We start from the raw sequence: 19955 nt of genomic DNA, 5'->3' as shown, positions 1-19955 counted from the left end.
CGTTATTGATGCGCCAATGCGCAGGCAAGGATTTAAATCATATACAATGAAAAATATACTTTCTATTCAGTCACATGTTGTTTTTGGACATGCGGGGAACAGCGCCGCCGAATTTCCGATGCGTCGCATGGGCGCAAACGTTTGGCCGCTTAATACGGTTCAATTTTCCAATCATACGCAATACGGTCACTGGACTGGTTGCGTTATGCCAGCCAGCCATTTAACCGAAATTGTGCAAGGTATTGCGGATATCGGCAGGCTGAAAGACTGTAATGCGGTGCTGAGTGGTTACATTGGTTCGCCGGAACAGGGTGAGCATATTTTGAATATCGTTCGGCGGGTCAAAGCAGTGAATCCTGAAGCGTTGTATTTCTGCGATCCGGTGATGGGTTCGCCCGAAAAAGGCTGTATTGTTGCACCGGGGGTAGCCGAGTTTCATTGTCGTCAGGCATTGCAGGCGGCGGATGTTATTGCGCCGAATCTGCCTGAACTGGAGCAACTTAGCGGCCATACCGTGCAAAATGTGGAAGACGCGGTAAATACTGCACGGGCATTGTGCGCGCAGGGGCCGAAAATCGTTCTGGTCAAGCACCTCAGCCGGGCGGCTTATCGCCATGACAGCTTTGAAATGCTGCTGGTTACGCCGACCGATGCCTGGCACATCAGCCGTCCATTGGTTGAATTTGAACGTCAGCCCGTTGGCGTAGGCGATCTGACCAGTGGGTTACTGCTGGTGAATTTACTGAAAGGGGTTGCGCTGGATAAAGCGCTGGAGCACACCACGTCGGCGGTTTATGAGGTGATGCTGATGACGAAAGAAATGAATGAATATGAGCTGCAACTGGTCGCCGCTCAGGAAGGTATTGCTAACCCACGTCACCATTTTCAAGCGGTACGCTTATAATTACCCTCAGGAAAAAAGCGCGGTGAGTCACCGCGCTCTTTATTCTTCAACCTTTCAACCTTTCAACCTTTCAACCTTGAGCGCCGTGACGACAGAAGGCCGTTCGGCAATGTGCTCCAGGTAAGCGGCCAGCGCAGGGTGGCGAAACATATCCAGCTTCAATGACTGCGCCCAGCGCATAACCGTGAACAAATAGGCGTCTGCGATGCTAAAACGGTTAGCAACCAGATAATTCTGTTCACTCAGCACCAGATTGATATAACGAAATCTTACCTGTAGATATTCAAATAACAGCTCTTTATATGTCTCCGGCGTACCGGGGCGGAATATCGGGGAAAAGGTTTTATGCAACTCGGTGGCAATATAGTTAAGCCACTCAATAGTGTGGTAACGGGCAATGCTGCCGATGGGGGCGATAAGGTTGCAGTGTGGAACCCGGTCTGCGACGTACTGTGCAATAGCGACGCCTTCGGTAAGCACGGTGTTATCATCCAGTAATAAGGCTGGCACAAGCCCTTTGGGATTAATTGACAGGTAATCCGTACCGCGTTCAGTTTTCTTAGCTTTGAGATCCACCTTTTCAAGTTTGAAATCCAACTTGGATTCAAGCAAAACGATATGAGCAAAAAGGGAACTGCTTTCAGGCTTGTAAAACAATTTCATGTAGAACCCCTTGATATTATTATTTTATCCATCCCAAAAGATGGGCTGCCGTTTATTAAATAAACGTATTTTGTACTTTTACTACATACAGCGATATCAGGTTGTGATGCGTTCTGCAAAACGTTTGTCGTACAAAAAAACGATAGAAAATTAACAGTTAACCTTACATGTATCGGCCAAAAGAGCCACTAACTTTAGTTAATTTATCATCTGTCGAAATCACCCCTTCTATTTTTATCAATAGCCATAGGCTATCGCTGTATTCATACTGTATTGTTGCCAAAATGTTATTTTTTGTTTGTGTTATATTTAAATAAGACCGTATATTCAGGCTGGGTATTGAATGATCGGTTGACGCAAAATAATGATTAATCAGGTCACTTTGGGAGGAAGCATGTCATCTCATTTTCTTCGCGACACCTGTCTGGATACGCTTAGGATACGGCAACAAACCTATCACTATTACAGTTTGCCCCTGGCGGCCCGGCAACTTGGCACGATTGATAACTTACCCAAGTCGTTAAAAGTATTGCTGGAAAACCTGTTACGCCATCTGGATGACGATACGGTTCAGCAAGACGATCTCCACGCCGTGGTTTCATGGCTGAAAACCGGGCATGTCGAGCGGGAGATTGCCTACCGTCCTGCGCGGGTGCTGATGCAGGATTTTACCGGTGTACCTGCCGTTGTCGATCTTGCCGCTATGCGTGCGGCGGTCGAGCGGCTTGGCGGAGATGTTAATAAAGTGAATCCGCTATCACCGGTTGATCTGGTTATCGACCACTCGGTAACGGTTGACCATTTCGGTGACGACCAGGCGCTGATTGACAACACCCAACTGGAAATGGAGCGTAACTATGAGCGATACCAGTTCCTGCGTTGGGGGCAAAAGGCGTTCAGTCGCTTCAGTGTGGTGCCGCCGGGAACAGGAATTTGCCATCAGGTTAACCTTGAATATCTGGCAAAAACGGTATGGTATGAACAGCAGCAGGATAAGCTGATGGCGTATCCTGATACGCTGGTCGGGACGGACTCACATACCACCATGATTAATGGTCTTGGCGTACTGGGGTGGGGTGTCGGGGGGATTGAGGCCGAAGCCGCCATGCTGGGCCAGCCGATTTCCATGCTCATCCCGGACGTGGTAGGGGTTAAGTTAACCGGGAAAATGCGTGAAGGGATCACCGCGACCGATCTGGTTCTTACCGTGACCCAAATGTTGCGTAAGCATGGTGTGGTTGGGAAGTTTGTTGAATTCTACGGCGACGGTCTGGACTATTTACCATTGGCCGACCGTGCCACCATCGCCAATATGGCGCCGGAATATGGCGCTACCTGCGGTTTTTTCCCGGTTGACCGCATCACGCTGGAATATATGCGGCTGACTAACCGTAGCGATGACCAAATCGCCCTGGTGGAAGCCTATAGTAAGCAACAGGGGCTGTGGCGACATACCGGTGATGAACCTGTATTCACCAGTCAACTGTCGCTGGACATGGATAGTGTTGAAACCAGCCTGGCCGGCCCTAAACGACCGCAGGACAGAGTCCCGCTGGCGGGTGTGCCTCGGGCATTTAATGCCAGCAGGGAACTGGACATCAATACGGTGAAAGATCGTCCGGACTATGAAGAATTTACCCTGTCCGGTGAGACGCACCGCTTACAGCAGGGCGCCGTTGTGATTGCGGCGATCACTTCCTGTACCAATACGTCAAATCCCAGTGTGCTGATGGCGGCCGGATTACTGGCGAAGAATGCGGTAAAACGAGGGCTGAAGAAAAAGCCCTGGGTTAAAACATCGCTGGCGCCGGGGTCGCGGGTGGTAACGGATTACTATGCCAAAGCCGGACTAACGGCGTATCTCGATGAATTGGGCTTTAATTTGGTGGGATACGGCTGCACCACCTGTATTGGTAATTCAGGGCCGTTGCCTGAAGCCATTGAAGCGGCGATTAAAGCGGGTGATTTAACCGTAGCCGCCGTGTTGTCAGGAAACCGTAACTTTGAAGGCCGTATTCATCCGCTGGTGAAAACCAACTGGCTGGCCTCGCCGCCACTGGTAGTGGCATATGCACTGGCGGGAAATATGAATATTGATCTTACCCGCGAACCACTGGGTGAGGATCGACAAGGTCGTCCGGTCTATATGAAGGATATCTGGCCTTCAGCGAAAGAGGTGGCCGACGCGGTATTGAACGTCAGTGCGGATATGTTTCATAAACAATATGCCGCAGTATTTGAAGGTACGCAGGAGTGGAGAGATATTGAGGTTGATAACAATCCCACCTATCAGTGGCCTCAGGAATCGACCTATATCCGTCAGACGCCATTTTTCCTCAATATGGGAAAAGTCCCGGAACCGGTTCAGGATATCCATCGTGCCCGTATCCTGGCCATGCTGGGCGACTCGGTCACCACCGATCATATCTCTCCCGCGGGCAATATCAAACGGGACAGCCCGGCAGGGCGTTACCTGCTGGAGCGTGGCGTGGAAACCAAAGAATTTAACTCTTATGGCTCACGGCGTGGCAATCATGAAGTGATGATGCGCGGCACGTTTGCCAATATTCGTATCCGTAATGAGATGGTGCCCGGCAAAGAGGGGGGATATACCCGGCATATCCCTTCACAAAACGAGATGACGATCTATGACGCCGCCATGCGTTATCAAGAGGAAAATGTTCCGCTGGCCTTACTGGCAGGTAAGGAGTATGGCTCAGGCTCCAGCCGTGACTGGGCGGCAAAAGGCCCGCGTTTGCTGGGGGTGCGCGTGGTTATCGCTGAATCATTCGAGCGTATTCACCGTTCTAATCTGATCGGTATGGGGATCCTGCCACTGGAGTTCCCGCAAGGTGTAACGCGTAAAACTTTGATGTTGCACGGCGATGAGCAAATATCGATTACCGGATTAAACCAGTTGACGCCCGGCGCCACGGTAGCGGTTACGATTACGGATAATGAGGGCCGAAATCAGGTGATTAAAACCCGTTGCCGTATTGATACCCGCAATGAACTGACCTACTACCAGAATGACGGCATCCTGCATTATGTGATTCGTAATATGCTCTGAATCAGACCACGACGCGTGGAGCATTTTGCGTCGTGGGCTCGTCCTGGGCGGCGGATTACAATGAGCCTTCCACCTATTTCAATATGTTGCGTACGGGCGATAGCAATAATCAGGGGAAATTTTCCCACGCTGACTACGACGCCCTGCTGGATCGTGCGGTTAACGCAGGCACCTCAACGGCATGGAATAACGATTATCATCAGGCGGAAAAAATCCTACAGCAGCAGATTTCGTTGCTCCCCATTTATTACTATGTGCGGGCGCAACTGGTAAAACCCTACGTCGGTGGGTTTAAGCCTGACCAGAAAGCGGATGTATACAGCAAGGATATTTAGATCATCAAGCATTAGGGCAGAATGAATGCCAGGGGGGACTCATCTGGCATTCGCATTTATTGATGTGTTATTTCATATCCAGCAGATGGCCCATTTTGGCGGCTTTTGTCGCCAGATAGCGTTCGTTTTTCGGATTACGGCCTACCAGCAACGGCACCCGCTCGACGATATTAATGCCGGCTTCATTGAGAATTTTTACTTTTTGCGGATTATTGGTCAGCAGTCTGACTTCATCGACACCCAGCAGTTTGAACATATCCGCACATAATGTGAAGTCGCGTTCGTCAGCAGCAAAACCTAACTGATGATTTGCTTCAACGGTATCCGCGCCCAAATCCTGTAACGCATAGGCCCGGATCTTATTCAGCATACCAATATTGCGGCCTTCCTGGCGGTGGTACAGCAGTACGCCACGTCCTTCCTCGGCAATATGGCTCAGTGCGGCTTCAAGCTGAAACCCACAGTCACAACGCAGGCTAAACAACGCATCACCCGTCAGACATTCAGAGTGCACACGCGCCAGAACTGGAACCGGGCCAGAAATATCACCATAAACCAAGGCGAGATGATCATGTCCTGTAGCTAATTCTTCAAATCCTACCATCAGGAAATCGCCCCAGGGGGTGGGTAATTTGGCATCTGCCACCCGTTTTAGCTGCATGTTATTCTCCAAAAAACAAAAATGCTGACGCGCATCCTACTGATGGATGGGGGCCTTGACCAGCAAAAAACCATCGCTGAAAAAGTTAGGGCATTGCACTCACTGATCGTATTCAAACGGTTCGAAAAGCGTGAGACGATGGTTCTTTCATTGACGGAACCGGGAGCCATTTTACGCCATACTGACAGTTCGTGTCGGTTTTTCTGATAGAATTGTGAAATATTTGTTTCAGTCATCACACTGAATTATAGGAATAAATGATGTACGACATCGCCAGGCGCACCACTATTGGTGCGGCATTTCTGCTGATAATGCCATTGATTAGTTGGGTGAGCGGGTGGCAGTGGCAACCGGAATATAGTGGGTTGTGGCTGCGCATGTTGTTCTGGACTACAGAAACGGTGACTTCACCATGGGGAACGTTGACCAGTGTCGTATTGAGCGCCTGGTTTTTGTGGTGTTTGCGCTTTCGTCTGAAACCGGCGATCTGCATCGTGGCGATCATGATTATCACGGTACTGATCGGGCAGGGGATGAAGTCCGCGATTAAAGAGTGGGTTCAGGAACCACGCCCGTTCGTCGTCTGGCTGGAAAAAAACCATCAGGTTGACGATAGCTACTTCTACTCTCTGCCACGTAAGGCACGCGCTGAACTGGTAAAAAACCAATTGCATGATGAAGCGCAGATCCCCCGGTGGTTACGCCTTCACTGGCAGTTTGAAACAGGGTTTGCTTTTCCGTCAGGACATACCATGTTCGCGGCGACCTGGGCTTTGCTGGGCGTCGGGCTGTTGTGGGCGCGCCGGCATTACAAAACGGTAGTGGTGCTGATGCTGTGGGCGACGTCTGTGATGGGAAGCCGTCTGGTATTGGGGATGCACTGGCCGCGGGATCTGGTGGTCGCTACGCTGATAAGCTGGTTGCTGGTGGTGATGGCCTGTTGGTTGGCCCAACGATGGTGTGGCCCGCTCTCTCTCCAGCGTGCAGAAATCGACAAACAGGCGTTAGACAATAGCGCCAGAAGGTAAAGCATTATTCTGTATCTCTGCGGATGACGGCACGCCATCCGCCTCTGCGTTTATAAATTCATACCTTATTTTCGTCAAATCACACTGGCCGCCTCTCATAATGATGACATCAGTAAACAGAATCAGTTGATTGAAACGGCGATCGACCGCAAGGTAAAAGCTATACTTCAGGTCAATCCTGATATCGCCCCCCGTGCAAAGAACCTCAGGTGACGGGGATGTAATATTCACCGGTTGGTTTGGGAGATGGTAATGTAATGGGATTTATCCCCGTCATACGTCAAATTGAATGTGCGTTGGCTGCTCTTACTACTCAGCCCATCCCTGGGCCCCGCCCGTAAAGGGCTAACGCTTTATGTTGTTCAAAACGACAACGTTTTGTTCTGCAACTCGAATTATTTAGGGTATGCCGCCAAAATTTGGCATAATTCATTCGGTTAATAGCAAATCACAGGAAAGAAAACGTGAAATACTTGCTGATTTTTTTACTCGTGCTGGCGATATTCATCATTTCTGTCACCCTTGGTGCGCACAACGATCAGGTGATTACGTTTAATTATCTGTTGGCGCAAGGGGATTATCGTATATCGACACTGCTTGCCGCATTGTTTGCGCTGGGGTTTATCCTTGGCTGGGTAATTTGTGGTTTGTTTTATCTCCGTCAGCGCATTGCATTAGGCCGCGCTCAACGTAAAATCAAGCGCCTGGAACAACAACTCTCAGCCTCGAACGAGGAAAGCGTGACGCCAGTACAGCCTGCCACCCACTAAGGAAGCATTTTCTATGTTAGAACTGCTGTTTCTGTTGCTGCCAGTGGCCGCCGCTTACGGTTGGTACATGGGTCGCAGAAGTGCGCAGCAGGACAAGGAGCATGAGTCTAACCGCCTGTCACGCGAGTATGTTACCGGGGTGAACTTTCTGCTCTCTAACCAACAGGATAAAGCCGTCGAACTGTTTCTCGACATGCTCAAGGATGACAGTAATACCTTTGAAGCACATCTTACCCTCGGCAATCTGTTTCGTTCACGCGGCGAAGTGGACCGCGCCATTCGCATTCATCAGGCACTGACAGAAAGTACCTCTCTTTCATTTGAGCAACGCTTGCTCGCAGTGCAGCAGCTAGGCCGGGACTATATGGCCGCAGGGTTGTATGATCGCGCTGAAGAGGTTTTCAACCAACTGGTGGACGAAGAGGATTTCCGGCGCAGCGCACTACAGCAACTTTTGCAGATTCATCAGGCCACCAGCGACTGGTTAAACGCCATTGATGTGGCGGAAAAACTGGTCAAAATGGGTGAAGATCAACGTCGGATAGACATTGCGCATTTTTACTGCGAGCAGGCATTACTCGCTATGGGCAGTGACGATCTTGATAAAGCGCTGGCTTTGTTGAAGAAAGGGGCGACGGCAGATAAGCAGTGCGCCAGAGTATCAATTATGATGGGGCGCATTTATATGGCCCGGCAGCAATACGCCCGTGCCATTGATTCGCTGCAACAGGTACTTGATCAGGACAAAGAACTGGTTAGTGAGACAGTAGCAATGCTGCAAGAGTGCTATCAGCATTTACAGCAGCCTCAGGCCTGGGCCGAGTTTCTGAAACGTTGTGTGGAAGAAAACTCAGGTGCGACGGCGGAACTGATGTTGGCCGATATTGTTGAGCAAGAGCAGGGGGCGGAAGCGGCGCAGGCCTATATCGTCCGCCAGCTTCAACGGCACCCGACGATGCGTGTATTTCATCGGCTAATGGATTTCCACCTAAATGAAGCAGAGGACGGGCGGGCAAAAGAGAACTTGCTGGTTCTGCGCGACATGGTTGGTGAGCAAATCCGTACCAAACCGCGCTATCGCTGCCGCAAATGTGGTTTTACCTCGCAATCATTATATTGGCATTGTCCTTCCTGCCGAACCTGGGCAAGTATCAAACCTATTCGTGGGTTAGACGGTCAATAACCTCATTATTGCTTCACGGTGAAGATGAAACTGGCAACATGCGGCACATATTTAATTTAGTTACAACATACTAAATGAATAAATACACCTACCTTTCCAGACACTATCATTGATTGAATTCGCTGAACAGGTGGCTGGGATTTCCATAGCGGGGCAGGTAGAATGCGGCGGGAATTTCAGGCACGAATAATGACTTGAACTGCAACGGGTGACATGTGAAAAGAGAAAAGAGAAAAGAGAATAGTCAGGCTACCTCATCCCCGATTATTGTGGCGTTGGATTATGCCGATCAGCAGGCCGCTTTGTCATTTGTTGACCGAATTGCCCCTCAGGATTGCCGGTTAAAAGTGGGTAAAGAGATGTTCACCCTGTTTGGCCCACCATTTGTACGGGCGCTACAGCAGCGGGGTTTTGACGTATTCCTCGATTTAAAATTTCATGATATCCCGAATACCACCGCCCATGCCGTCGCCGCCGCCGCCGATCTGGGGGTATGGATGGTGAATGTTCATGCCAGCGGTGGTGCGAGAATGATGATGGCGGCGAAAGACGCGTTATTGCCATTCGGTAGTGATGCGCCATTATTGACTGCCGTTACGGTGTTGACCAGTATGGAAGAGCAGGATCTGCGCGATCTGGGTATCACGGCCAGCCCGGCGCAACAGGCCGAAAGGCTGGCGCTGTTGGCGTGTAACTGTGGTCTTGATGGCGTGGTCTGCTCCGCTCACGAAGCCGTGCGTCTGAAACAGGTATGCGGTGATCAATTCAAACTGGTCACCCCAGGTATTCGCCCTGCCGGCAGCGATGCCGGCGATCAGCGCCGTATCATGACACCGATTCAGGCACAGCACGTTGGCGTGGATTATATGGTGATCGGTCGTCCGATTACCCAGTCTGCCGATCCGGCGCAAACGTTGCGTGATATCCGCACGTCGCTGGCCACCGGAGAGTGAGTGATGAACCGCAATGACAGTAGTCGTCGTTTGGTGTATTCCACAGAAACCGGGCGGATCAAACCGGAAGAGGAGAAAACCGTTCGCCCTCAGGGTGACGGGATTGTTCGTATTCAGCGCCAGACCAGCGGGCGCAAAGGTAAAGGTGTTTGCCTAATCAGCGGAATCGATCTTGACGATGTCGCGCTGAGTAAGCTGGCGGCTGAATTAAAGAAAAAGTGTGGCTGTGGCGGCTCAATAAAACAGGGCGTGATTGAAATACAAGGTGATAAACGCGATCTACTGAAACAGCTACTGGAAGCAAAAGGGATGAAGGTCAAGCTGGCAGGCGGATGAGTATCCGCACTGTTTACGGTGAATAACAACAGGCTCAGAATAAAAATCTCTGAAGCCTGCTGTCAGTTGATTGGTTAGTCGACCTGACGGCCAATAATGCCCCCGATGGCTGCGCCGCCGAGCGTACCCAATGTGCCGCCATCCGTCAGCACGGCGCCGCCTATTGCACCGGCGCCAGCGCCAATGGCCGTATTACGGTCGCGTTTAGACATATTGGAGCAGCCAGCCAGTGCAACGGTCAGTGCGATGGCTAAAGCTGCGGTGGCAAACTGTTTGTTTACTTTCATATTGTTCCCCTTTCTCCTCTCGGCTTCACTCTTTCAAATGAAGAAAATATCGCATTACAACTTTTTCGCGGTATTAAATAATTATACTGCGCTTTCCATTCTCTGCTGGCCAGTATAATCATCGGTAAAAACGGTAACAGGTAAAAAATCTTAATTCCCTCACGTTACGATAACGATAGCAATAATTGGTAAAGATGGTTGTCTTTTAGACACACGATGAAAACAAATATCGGGTTACAGCAGAATACTGCTGGATCTTTAGCGATTTACCCCATAGCGAGGGCGGCATATGGCCGGGAAAATGATCCTATGCCGTTGATGGGTGAGGGTCGACAATGTTAGATGAACTCAAACAGCAGGTTCTGAACGCCAATCTGGCATTGCCACAGCATCAGTTGGTGACATTTACCTGGGGAAATGTCAGTGCGTTGGACAGAGATCGGGGCCTGATGGTAATTAAACCTTCTGGCGTCGAGTATTCCGTCATGACGGTAGATGACGTGGTGGTGGTTGAACTGGAGAGCGGCAAGGTTATTGAAGGGACTAAAAAACCCTCTTCTGATACGGATACGCATCGTTTGCTGTATCTGGCATTCCCTGAGATTGGCGGCATTGTCCATACCCATTCCCGACATGCCACCATCTGGGCTCAATCTGGTAAAGATATTCCTGCCTGGGGAACCACACATGCGGATTATTTTTATGGCGCGATCCCCTGTACCCGTCTCATGACGGATGAAGAGATTGAAGGGCGTTATGAATGGGAAACGGGCAAGGTGATTGTTGAAACATTCCATTCCCGCCAGCTTTCACCGGTGGCGATTCCTGCGGTGTTGGTGAATTCGCATGGCCCTTTTGCCTGGGGTAAAGATGCAGACAGCGCAGTACATAATGCCGTTGTGCTGGAGGAAGTGGCGTACATGGGGATTTTTTCCCGCCAGTTATCGCCTGACCTCGGTGTGATGCAGCAAACGTTGCTGGATAAACATTATCTACGCAAGCACGGTAAAAACGCTTATTACGGGCAGTAGTACGCCGGAAAAAATCCCTCCATTGCGGAGGGATTATAGGATGGCTGAATATTAAACGATCGGATTTCAACCCCACGGATTAACCATGCGGCGCTTCCTCCCGTAATACTATCGCCGTTTCCTGGGCTGTCGGTTTTTCGCTGTTCAAGGCCCGACGGATAACAAACAGCGCCGATATCAGCATTGTGACGGCAACCAGCATAAAGAAACCGCACAGCGCGGCGTTAATCTGGTTACTGAACACGATCGTTTCCATATCTTTGATGGTTTTCGCCGGGGCAATCAGTGTGCCTTGCTCAATGCCTGCGGAGAAACGTTTAGCCTGCGCCAAAAAGCCGATGCTGGCTTTTTCGTGGAAAATCTTCTGCCAGCCAGCGGTCATTGAGGTGATGAAGAGCCAGATAGTTGGCAGGATGGTGACCCATGCATAGCGCTGTTTTTTCATCTTGAACAGTACCACGGTGCCAAGAATTAGCGCCATTGATGCCAGCATCTGGTTACCGATGCCAAACAGCGGCCACAGCGTATTGATCCCACCCAGCGGATCGATAACCCCTTGATAAACGAAGAAGCCCCAGCCAGCAACGGCGACGGTGGTGCCCGCCAGATTACCCAGCCACGAACGGCTGTTCGCCAGTTTGGGGATCACCACGCCCACCAGATCCTGTACCATAAAGCGGCAGGCGCGGGTGCCGGCATCCACGGCAGTCAGAATAAACAAGGCTTCAAAAAGAATGGCGAAGTGATACCAGAAGGCCATCATTGCCCGGCTGTTAAAGATTTCGGTAATGATGAATGCCATTCCCACGGCGAAGGTGGGGGCACCACCCGCACGGGATAGCACTGATGCCTCTCCCACGTCACTGGCAATGGCGGAAAGGGCTTCCGGCGTAATGACAAAACCCCAGCTATTAATCACCTGCGAGGCATTTTCCACCGTAGTGCCAATCAACGCCGCAGGTGAGTTCATGGCGAAATAAACGCCGGGTTCGATAACCGACGCACAGATTAACGCCATGATGGCGACAAATGATTCCATCAACATAGCGCCGTAGCCGATAAAGCGGATATGGCTCTCACGTTCTACCAGTTTTGGCGTAGTACCGCTGGAAACCAGCGCGTGGAAGCCAGAAATTGCGCCACAGGCAATAGTAATAAACAGAAAGGGAAACAGACTGCCGGAAAAGACCGGGCCGCTGCCGTCAATAAAGCGGGAAACGGCGGGCATTTTCATTTCCGGCATGGCAAACACGATACCGATTGCCAGCCCGACAATCACGCCGATTTTCAGGAAGGTGGAGAGATAATCACGCGGAGCCAGCAACAGCCAGACGGGCAATACGGAGGCGATAAAACCGTAAACCACCAACGCCCAGGTCAGGGATGTTCCCTTTAACGTGAAGAACGGCCCCCAGTATGGATGGGCGGCAATGTTACCGCCATAAACAATCGCCAGCATCATCAGGACAAAACCAATGATGGACACCTCGGCGATTTTCCCCGGACGCAGGAAACGCATATAGACGCCCATAAACAACGCAATTGGAATGGTCGCGGCAATGGTGAACAGTCCCCACGGGCTATCCGCCAGCGCTTTTACCACCACCAGCGCCAACGCCGACAGGATAATGATCATCACACCTAATGCCCCAAGCATGGTAATCACGCCCGCAAAGGCCCCCAACTCCTGTTTAGCCATTTCCCCCAAAGAACGGCCGTCACGGCGGGTAGAAATAAATAGCACCAGAAAATCCTGCACGGCGCCAGCCAGCATGACGCCCACTAAAATCCAGATAGTTCCGGGCAGAAAACCCATCTGAGCGGCAAGGATAGGGCCAACCAGCGGCCCGGCGCCGGCAATGGCGGCAAAATGGTGACCAAACAGCACCCATTTATTGGTCGGGACATAGTCCAGACCATCATTGCGGCGTTCCGCTGGCGTTAAGCGACGATCGTCGAGCTCAAAGATTTTCCTGGCAATAAACAGACTGTAGAAACGATAGGCAATACTGTAACAGGCCACTGATGCAACAACCAACCACACAGCATTCACGTGTTCACCACGGCTTAAGGCCAGCATGGCGAAAGCGATTGCTCCCGCCAGACCGACCAACAGCCAGATCACGACGCTCTTGATGTTATTCATAACAACAACTCCTTCGTTATTCAAGAAGAGGTGTAGCGCGAGTGTTAATCCAATTTAACAATAGTGCGTTTGGTGCCGAAGAGAAGGGAGTGGATGAGAAAATGTGAGCAATCATGAATTTCTGTAAAGAAATTCAAATACTAAACCATTCTGGCCCGAAATAATTGGCAGTAACAGAGTAAAAACCGTGAGTTAAGGGCAGATAGTCTGCCACCGACGCGCAGGCGAATCGGTGGCATGAGGGGGGATTATGCCGCGGGTTTGGCGATGATGTTGCGGGTTTCGAGGCGAACCTCTGCAATGACGACATCAAGGGTATCGCCCTGACGGTAAACCGTCTCACCTTTTACGGATACCGTACCGGTGTCCTGGCTGCATACCAGTTCATCGCGCACGGCGTGAATAAAGGAGGAGGGGATAAACGCCACCGCACCGTTATCCAGCAGGCGAACACGCAGGCCGCCACGGGTGACATCCATAATTTCCGCCGGGAAGCGGGTGTGAGTTCCTGCTTTGTCCTTAAGGAAACGTGCATATAGCCAGTCACCGACATCACGTTCCGCCATGCGGTTAAGACGGCGGCGCTCTGAGAGTTGCACCGTGACGTCATCCTGCGGTTTCTCTGCCGTCTTCCCGGCGATCACCGCCTTCAGCAACCGGTGGTTGACCATATCGCCATACTTACGGATAGGGGATGTCCAGGTGGCGTAGGCTTCCAATCCCAGACCAAAATGCGGCCCCGGCGTGGTGCTGACTTCGGCAAATGACTGGAAGCGACGGATGCGGCTGTCCAGGAACGGAGTGGGTTGGGCATCCAGTTCGCGTCGCAGAGAGCAGAAACCATCGAGCGTCAGTAAAGCCTGCGCATCGGCCTGCACGCCGAACGAATCCAATACCGCCACCGCCTGTTCGACGGACGCCGGATCAAAGCCGTTATGAACGTTGTAGATACCGAAACCCAGCTTGTCACGCAGCACAATGGCGGCGCAAACGTTGGCGGCGATCATTGCCTCTTCGACGATGCGGTTGGCAATGCGTCTGGGCTCGACGACGATGTCCAGCACGTCGCCTTTTTCTCCCAGCAGGAAACGATAATCAGGGCGATCTTTAAATACCAGCGCATGGGCGGTACGCCATGCGCTACGAGCCAGGCAACCGCGTTGTAACAAGCGGAGCTGTTCGGCAATCGCGTCGGAAGGCGGTTGCCATTCACCTTGCTGTTCCAGCCAATCGGATACGTCGTCATAGGCCAGCTTGGCTTTAGATTCGATCCAGGCGGCAAAGAATTGAATATCATCCCCCAGAGAACCATCAGCGGCGAGAGTGACGCGGCAGGCGAGAACCGGGCGGCGCTCATTCGGGCGCAGCGAACAGATGTCGTCTGACAATTGGCGCGGCAGCATCGGAATATTGAAACCGGGCAGGTAATTGGTGAAAGCGCGCTGGCGGGCAATGTTATCCAGTTCGCTGCCTGCCTCAACATAGGCGGTGGGGTCGGCAATGGCGATAGTCAGCAGCAGCGAACCGTCACCCTTGTCCTGCACATGCAGGGCATCATCCATGTCTTCGGTGCTGGCGCTGTCTATGGTAACAAAGTCCAGCGCAGTCAGATCTTCGCGTACCAGCGCGCCATCATTGCGTTCGGTGGTTTCGACATCAGGCGCCGCACGTTCCAGATTATGTCGTGACAGTGTCACCCACCACGGCGCCAGCGGATCGTCGCCAGTGGTGATGTACTGGGTTAATTCGGCATGAAAGGCGCGATCGCCCTTGAGCGGGTGACGGCGCATTTCAGCTACCGCCCAGTCCCCATCCTGAAACGCATGGCTAAGGTCACGAGCGGGACGGCAGCTAATGGCCTCATTTAATAACGGATGGTCAGGAACGATAGACAGACGATCATCTTTTTTCTGAACGCGGCCAACAAAGCGGCTGAGAAAAGGTTCAATCAGCTTTTCAGGCTCGGCGATTTCGCGCTCTTTCTCTGTGTGCAGCGTGGCAGTGATGCGGTCGCCATGCATTACTTTTTTCATGTGCGGTGGTGGAATGAAATAGCTTTTTTGTGCATCAGCTTCAAGAAAGCCAAAGCCTTTGTCAGTGCCTTTGACGACACCTTCAACCCGTGGCGTCTGAGAGTGAAGTTGCTGTTTTAGCTGTGCAAGCAGCGGATTATCTTGAAACATAGCGTCCAGAAATACGGTTGTAAGTAGCTCGATTAACGGTTGACAGTTTTACGCGAATCAGAGGCTGGCGGCAAGCCTGATGTGCGGAAGAACCAGGGGTAACGTGCAGTTGTGATCGAGCCGGAATGGCGGTGATTTAAGCGGGTTAAAGTGTGACCGAGTACTGATTCTTGATTTTTTGTCTAGTTGTATAGACAAATAATTCTGTTTTCCGGCTATTACTTAACCAGTGGCGAAAAACAGGAAGGGTAAAAGATGAAAGATCTTGGCAATAAAGTTCATGCTTTTGGTAAAGCATTGATGATGCCGATTTCGGTAATCGCCGCCGCCGGGATTTTCCTGGGGCTGGCGGCGGCAATGCAAAATCCTGCCGTCACCGGTGATGCTTTCGCGGATATGAAGACCCCGCAGTTAATCATCGGGTTTATTCGCCAGATTGCCGGCGCGCTGTTTGCCAACCTGCCGCTGTTTTTTGCCGTCGCCAGTGCGATTGGCCTGGCAAACGCAGAGAAACCCACGGCGGCGTTTGCCGCAGTGATCGGTTTTATTTCCATGCACGTTGGGGTAAAGGCGACGCTCACCGCACAAAACTTAACGCCCGCCACTACCTCTATTGATGCGCTGACGGCGGCGGGTATGGATCACACCGCCGCGCTGATGTATGCCGCCGAATTTACCCAGACGCTTGGGATCTTCACCTATAACATGAGCGTACTGGGCGGCGTGATTGCCGGGGTGATCACGGTGTTGTTACACAACCGTTTTTACACCATCGAACTTCCCACAGCCATCAGCTTTTTTGGCGGACGGCGCTTTGTGCCCATTATCACCGTGGTGTGTCTGCCGTTAGTCGGCATCGGGTTGGCGCTGATTTGGCCGACCATTGGTAAAGGTATCTCCTGGGTGGGGGAACTGATCGGTCACAGCGGTCAATATGGCGCTTTTCTGTATGGTTTTTCCGAACGGATACTGATCCCCACCGGGCTGCATCATATTCTGAATGAAACGGTGCGGTTTACGCCGATTGGCGGGGTAGCCACCATTGATAATCAAACGGTAGTCGGTGCGCTGAATATTTTCAATGCGTCCTTAACGCACCCGGGGATGGTCAGTGATGACACGATCCGTGGAGCGACCACATTTCTGGCTCAGGGCAAAATCCCCATTATGATGTTTGGTCTGCCGGGGGCGGCGCTGGCGATGTATCACTGCGCCCGCCCTCAGCATAAGAAACGGGTGAAAGCGCTGGTGCTGGCTGGGGCGCTGGCCTCGTTTACCACCGGTATCACCGAACCGCTGGAGTTCTGCTTCATCTTCGTCTCGCCGCTGTTGTATCTGATCCATGCGGTACTGAGCGGACTGTCCTTTATGTTGATGTCCATGCTGCATCTGATGATCGGCAATATTCAGGGCGGGGCGATTGATCTGGTGGTGTTTGGCATTTTGGGCGGGCTGAAAACCCAATGGTGGTATGCGGTTTTACTGGGGCTGATTGACTTCCTGATTTATTATTTCACGTTCAAATTCATTATCAAACGGATGAATGTCGAGACGCCAGGGCGTGAGTCTGAAGAACAACCCCCGGAAGCGACGCCCATCAGTGCGGACGAGCGCACCAAAAACATTATCAGCGGTCTGGGCGGAGAGAGCAACATTGCAGAGGTGGATTGCTGCTTTACCCGTCTGCGGGTGCAGGTAAAAGACATGAAACTGGTGGTGGACAAGACCTTGATGACCACCGGCGCGAACGGCATAAAACGGGTTAACGAGCATAACATTCAGGTGATTTATGGCCCGAAAGTGGAAAAAATCGCCAATGATGTCAAGATCGCACTTGGCGTGACAGGGTAACGTTATCATAAACCGGACAAAACAGGATATCGCTATGATCAAGAAGTACAGCATTGTGATTGTCGGTGGCGGGTCGACCTGGACGCCGGGCCTGCTGAAAGCGTTGTGTAAACGTCAGGCGACCTTTCCGCTCAAGCGGCTGGTGATGTTTGACGTTAACGCCGGGCGTCAGGCGGTGATTGGTGATTTTGCCCGGCTGCTGTTCAACGAGGAGTATCCGCAACTGGATTTTTCCTACACCACCGATGTAGAAGAGGCGTTTCGGGAAGTGGATTTTGTTTTCTGCCAGATGCGCACCGGCGGTTATGAGATGCGGGAAAAAGATGAAAAAATCCCGCTGTCGCTGGGGGTGATCGGACAGGAGACCTGCGGCCCCGGTGGTTTTGCCTACGGAATGCGCTCTATCGGCGATATGATTGAACTGGTGCAGAATGTTCGCGCTCGCTCACCGGGTGCGTGGATACTGAACTACACCAACCCCGCGGCGATTGTTGCCGACGCGCTGCGGGTGAAATTTCCCCATGACCGGCGCATTCTCAATATTTGCGATCAGCCGGTCAATCTGCTGCGTTCTTACGCCCGGCTGTTGGGGCGAGACGTCAATGAGTTTGAACCAGTCTATTTTGGCCTGAATCACTTCGGCTGGTTTACCCATCTGTATGACCGGGAAGGGACGGATCTACTGCCGCAGTTGAAAGAGATTATCCTCAACCAGGGCTTTAAACCGGCGGATGCGGAACAGCGGGATCGTTCATGGCTGGACACCTATGCGGTGGTTGCCGACATGATGCGCGATTTCCCGGATTATCTGCCGAACACTTATCTGCAATATTACCTCTATCCCGACTATAAACTCAGCAAACTGGATCCGAACTTTACCCGCGCCAACGAAGTGATGGCCGGTAGAGAGAAGCGGGTGTTTGAAACTTGCCGCGAGGCGGTGAAAGCCGGAACCACAAAAGACGCCAGCGTGGTGCATAACGATGCCCACGGCGACATGATTGTCGAAGTCGCGGAATCTATCGCTTACAACCAGCATCGGATTTTTGTGGTGATCGTCGAAAACAAGGGTCTGATAAACAATCTGGATGACAGCGCAATGGTGGAAGTGGCCGCCACGTTAGGGAGCAACGGGCCGCGGCCTTATGGCGTCGGCCCTATCCCGACCTTCTATAAGGGGATGATTGAACAGCAGTTTGCCTATGAGCGCCTGACGATAGAGGCCTGGTTTGAGGGATCTTACCATAAGGCGTTGCAGGCCTTGACGCTTAACCGGCTGGTGGTGGACGCTAAAAAAGCCCGCAAGGTACTGGATGCCTTGATTGACGCTAACAAAGGCTATTGGCCGGAACTGAAATAATGTGGTTATAGAGCGAGTAGTGAGCGCAGCGGCGCATCAAGCGTAAAGGTGTAGTGCCGCTGGTTATAATAAACATTCGACAATTCGAAGGGCATATCGCCGGTGAAGAAAGCGATCACGCTGGCGCGCAGTACTGGTTCATCTCGCGTCAGCCCCAGTGCTTCCCGTATTTCGGACGAAGGGAGTTCGGCAAAGATCTGTTTATGGCTGCCGACGGCGTCATAGCCTTTTGACTTGAGGTAGGCATATTTGGACTGGCTGAGATCCTGCCCGCTCAGATCGGGGAACAGCGCCTGATTCATCCACGATTGTTCATAAACAAACGGCGTGCCGTCAATCAGGCGCAGGCGAACCATATAGTGAACCGGTGTATTCTCAGTCATGTGCAGCGCACTGGCAACCTCCTGATTTGCCGGTTGCTGGGAAAAATGCAGTAAATGATTGACGATCTTTCGATGGGTGCTGCCAGCGACTTCACTGGATGTCAGGTGCTGATCCAGCGGCAGTTGAACTTTGACGCGTTTATCCGGTTGGGCGACAAAGGTGCCGCGGCCACGATAACGCTCAACCAATCCCTGTCTGACCAGATAATCCACCGCTTTGCGCGCCGTCATCCGTGAAACCTGATATTGCTGGCACATTTCCGCTTCCGTTGGCAGCGGATCGCCGGGTTTCAGCGTATTCTCATGGATCTGACGACCAAGAATCTGCTCGATTTGCAGATAGAAGGGGACAAAGGAGTGCTTATCAATCATTTTACCTTTCTCTCATAAGACTTACCTGCCCATATTAAATCTTAATATTATATACCCAATAGATTTCGAGATGCAGGAAAGCGGCAACCGAACGATAAATTCGTCGGGAACGAATTTGATCAGCCAACGGCTGGTCTTCGGTGAGAGACAAGATGTCTCTCATTAATCCCCAGGAGCTTACTCAAGTAAGTGACTGGGGTGAGTAAGGGCAGCCAACGCACCTGCAACTTGAAAGATGACGGGTATAATTGAGTCGTTATCTAAACAGTAGCCCCTTGGCGGGAAAATTCTGTCAATCTGCGGTAGCTGAATTGACGCAGTTACAACAGTGCCTGAAATTTGTTCGACACATATAAAATAGCTTGTAATTAATAACGGTGATTGTCCGTTAGTTTATATCCACAAAATAAACATGGATAAGTAGAATTGGCTTTTTATC

17 protein-coding genes and 1 pseudogene are annotated in these 19955 nt (G+C 51.5%); 12 read left to right on the top strand and 6 right to left on the bottom strand.

Annotated features, from left to right (window positions below; all coding sequences use genetic code 11):
* The first annotated feature begins 46 nt into the window (after positions 1–46).
* Positions 47–904 (top strand): pyridoxal kinase PdxY, encoded by an 858-nt coding sequence (pdxY, locus tag BIY29_RS14330; protein ID WP_121575777.1) that lies wholly within the window; start codon positions 47–49, stop codon positions 902–904.
* Between the two features lie 54 nt (positions 905–958).
* Here pdxY and gstA read toward each other — a convergent pair whose 3' ends face one another.
* Positions 959–1567, bottom strand: coding sequence for a glutathione transferase GstA (gene gstA / locus BIY29_RS14325; protein WP_121575776.1), 609 nt, complete (start codon positions 1565–1567; stop codon positions 959–961).
* Positions 1568–1961: 394 nt separating this feature from the next.
* Between gstA and acnA the strand changes: the two genes are divergently transcribed.
* Complete coding sequence (acnA, locus tag BIY29_RS14320; protein WP_121575775.1) at positions 1962–4637, top strand: aconitate hydratase AcnA; 2676 nt, start codon at positions 1962–1964, stop codon at positions 4635–4637.
* A 32-nt stretch (positions 4638–4669) separates the two neighbouring features.
* Positions 4670–4972 (top strand): hypothetical protein, encoded by a 303-nt coding sequence (locus tag BIY29_RS14315; RefSeq protein ID WP_205680348.1) that lies wholly within the window; start codon positions 4670–4672, stop codon positions 4970–4972.
* Between the two features lie 67 nt (positions 4973–5039).
* Here BIY29_RS14315 and ribA read toward each other — a convergent pair whose 3' ends face one another.
* Complete coding sequence (gene ribA, locus BIY29_RS14310; protein WP_121575774.1) at positions 5040–5633, bottom strand: GTP cyclohydrolase II; 594 nt, start codon at positions 5631–5633, stop codon at positions 5040–5042.
* A 260-nt stretch (positions 5634–5893) separates the two neighbouring features.
* Here ribA and pgpB point away from each other — a divergent pair, with 260 nt between their 5' ends.
* The 6 genes and pseudogenes from pgpB (at position 5894) to yciH (ending at position 9903) form a co-directional block, all read left to right on the top strand.
* Positions 5894–6661, top strand: a complete 768-nt coding sequence (gene pgpB, locus BIY29_RS14305) for a phosphatidylglycerophosphatase B (protein WP_121575773.1) — start codon at positions 5894–5896, stop codon at positions 6659–6661.
* 81 nt (positions 6662–6742) lie between these two features.
* Positions 6743–6838, top strand: a pseudogene (locus BIY29_RS21020) (D-ribose ABC transporter substrate-binding protein); the annotation flags it as partial.
* Positions 6839–7125: 287 nt separating this feature from the next.
* On the top strand, positions 7126–7431 hold the full coding sequence (locus tag BIY29_RS14300; protein ID WP_121575772.1) for a LapA family protein: 306 nt from the start codon (positions 7126–7128) through the stop codon (positions 7429–7431).
* A 13-nt stretch (positions 7432–7444) separates the two neighbouring features.
* Positions 7445–8614 carry a lipopolysaccharide assembly protein LapB gene (lapB, locus tag BIY29_RS14295; RefSeq protein ID WP_121575771.1) on the top strand — a complete coding sequence of 390 codons (1170 nt, stop codon included), beginning with the start codon at positions 7445–7447 and terminating at the stop codon, positions 8612–8614.
* Between the two features lie 215 nt (positions 8615–8829).
* Positions 8830–9567 carry an orotidine-5'-phosphate decarboxylase gene (gene pyrF, locus BIY29_RS14290; protein ID WP_121575770.1) on the top strand — a complete coding sequence of 246 codons (738 nt, stop codon included), beginning with the start codon at positions 8830–8832 and terminating at the stop codon, positions 9565–9567.
* Positions 9568–9570: 3 nt separating this feature from the next.
* Entirely contained in the window at positions 9571–9903 is a 333-nt protein-coding gene (gene yciH, locus BIY29_RS14285; protein ID WP_121575769.1) for a stress response translation initiation inhibitor YciH, read from the top strand.
* 74 nt (positions 9904–9977) lie between these two features.
* Here yciH and osmB read toward each other — a convergent pair whose 3' ends face one another.
* Positions 9978–10190 (bottom strand): osmotically-inducible lipoprotein OsmB, encoded by a 213-nt coding sequence (gene osmB / locus BIY29_RS14280; protein ID WP_121575768.1) that lies wholly within the window; start codon positions 10188–10190, stop codon positions 9978–9980.
* Positions 10191–10525: 335 nt separating this feature from the next.
* Between osmB and araD the strand changes: the two genes are divergently transcribed.
* Entirely contained in the window at positions 10526–11221 is a 696-nt protein-coding gene (gene araD / locus BIY29_RS14275) for an L-ribulose-5-phosphate 4-epimerase (RefSeq protein ID WP_121575767.1), read from the top strand.
* A 79-nt stretch (positions 11222–11300) separates the two neighbouring features.
* On the opposite strand, the gene BIY29_RS14270 is transcribed toward araD, so the two are convergent.
* Together BIY29_RS14270 and BIY29_RS14265 are read right to left on the bottom strand one after the other, a co-directional pair.
* Complete coding sequence (locus BIY29_RS14270) at positions 11301–13367, bottom strand: carbon starvation CstA family protein (RefSeq protein WP_121575766.1); 2067 nt, start codon at positions 13365–13367, stop codon at positions 11301–11303.
* A gap of 248 nt (positions 13368–13615) precedes the next feature.
* Positions 13616–15550: an exoribonuclease II gene (locus tag BIY29_RS14265; protein WP_121575765.1), complete on the bottom strand. Its 1935-nt coding sequence runs from the start codon at positions 15548–15550 to the stop codon at positions 13616–13618.
* Positions 15551–15805: 255 nt separating this feature from the next.
* Between BIY29_RS14265 and BIY29_RS14260 the strand changes: the two genes are divergently transcribed.
* Both BIY29_RS14260 and BIY29_RS14255 read left to right on the top strand, forming a co-directional pair.
* Positions 15806–17401, top strand: a complete 1596-nt coding sequence (locus BIY29_RS14260) for a PTS transporter subunit EIIC (protein ID WP_121575764.1) — start codon at positions 15806–15808, stop codon at positions 17399–17401.
* A 34-nt stretch (positions 17402–17435) separates the two neighbouring features.
* A complete protein-coding gene (locus tag BIY29_RS14255) occupies positions 17436–18761 on the top strand; it encodes a 6-phospho-alpha-glucosidase (RefSeq protein ID WP_170158947.1) in 1326 nt (441 codons plus the stop codon).
* 5 nt (positions 18762–18766) lie between these two features.
* Here BIY29_RS14255 and BIY29_RS14250 read toward each other — a convergent pair whose 3' ends face one another.
* A complete protein-coding gene (locus BIY29_RS14250) occupies positions 18767–19516 on the bottom strand; it encodes a GntR family transcriptional regulator (RefSeq protein WP_121575763.1) in 750 nt (249 codons plus the stop codon).
* Positions 19517–19955 lie beyond the last annotated feature (439 nt).

Source organism: Brenneria alni, from assembly GCF_003666245.1.
Taxonomy (GTDB): Bacteria; Pseudomonadota; Gammaproteobacteria; order Enterobacterales; family Enterobacteriaceae; genus Brenneria; species Brenneria alni.
The sequence above is the reverse complement of the archived record's forward strand: the minus strand, read 5'-3'. Positions and strand labels throughout refer to the sequence as shown.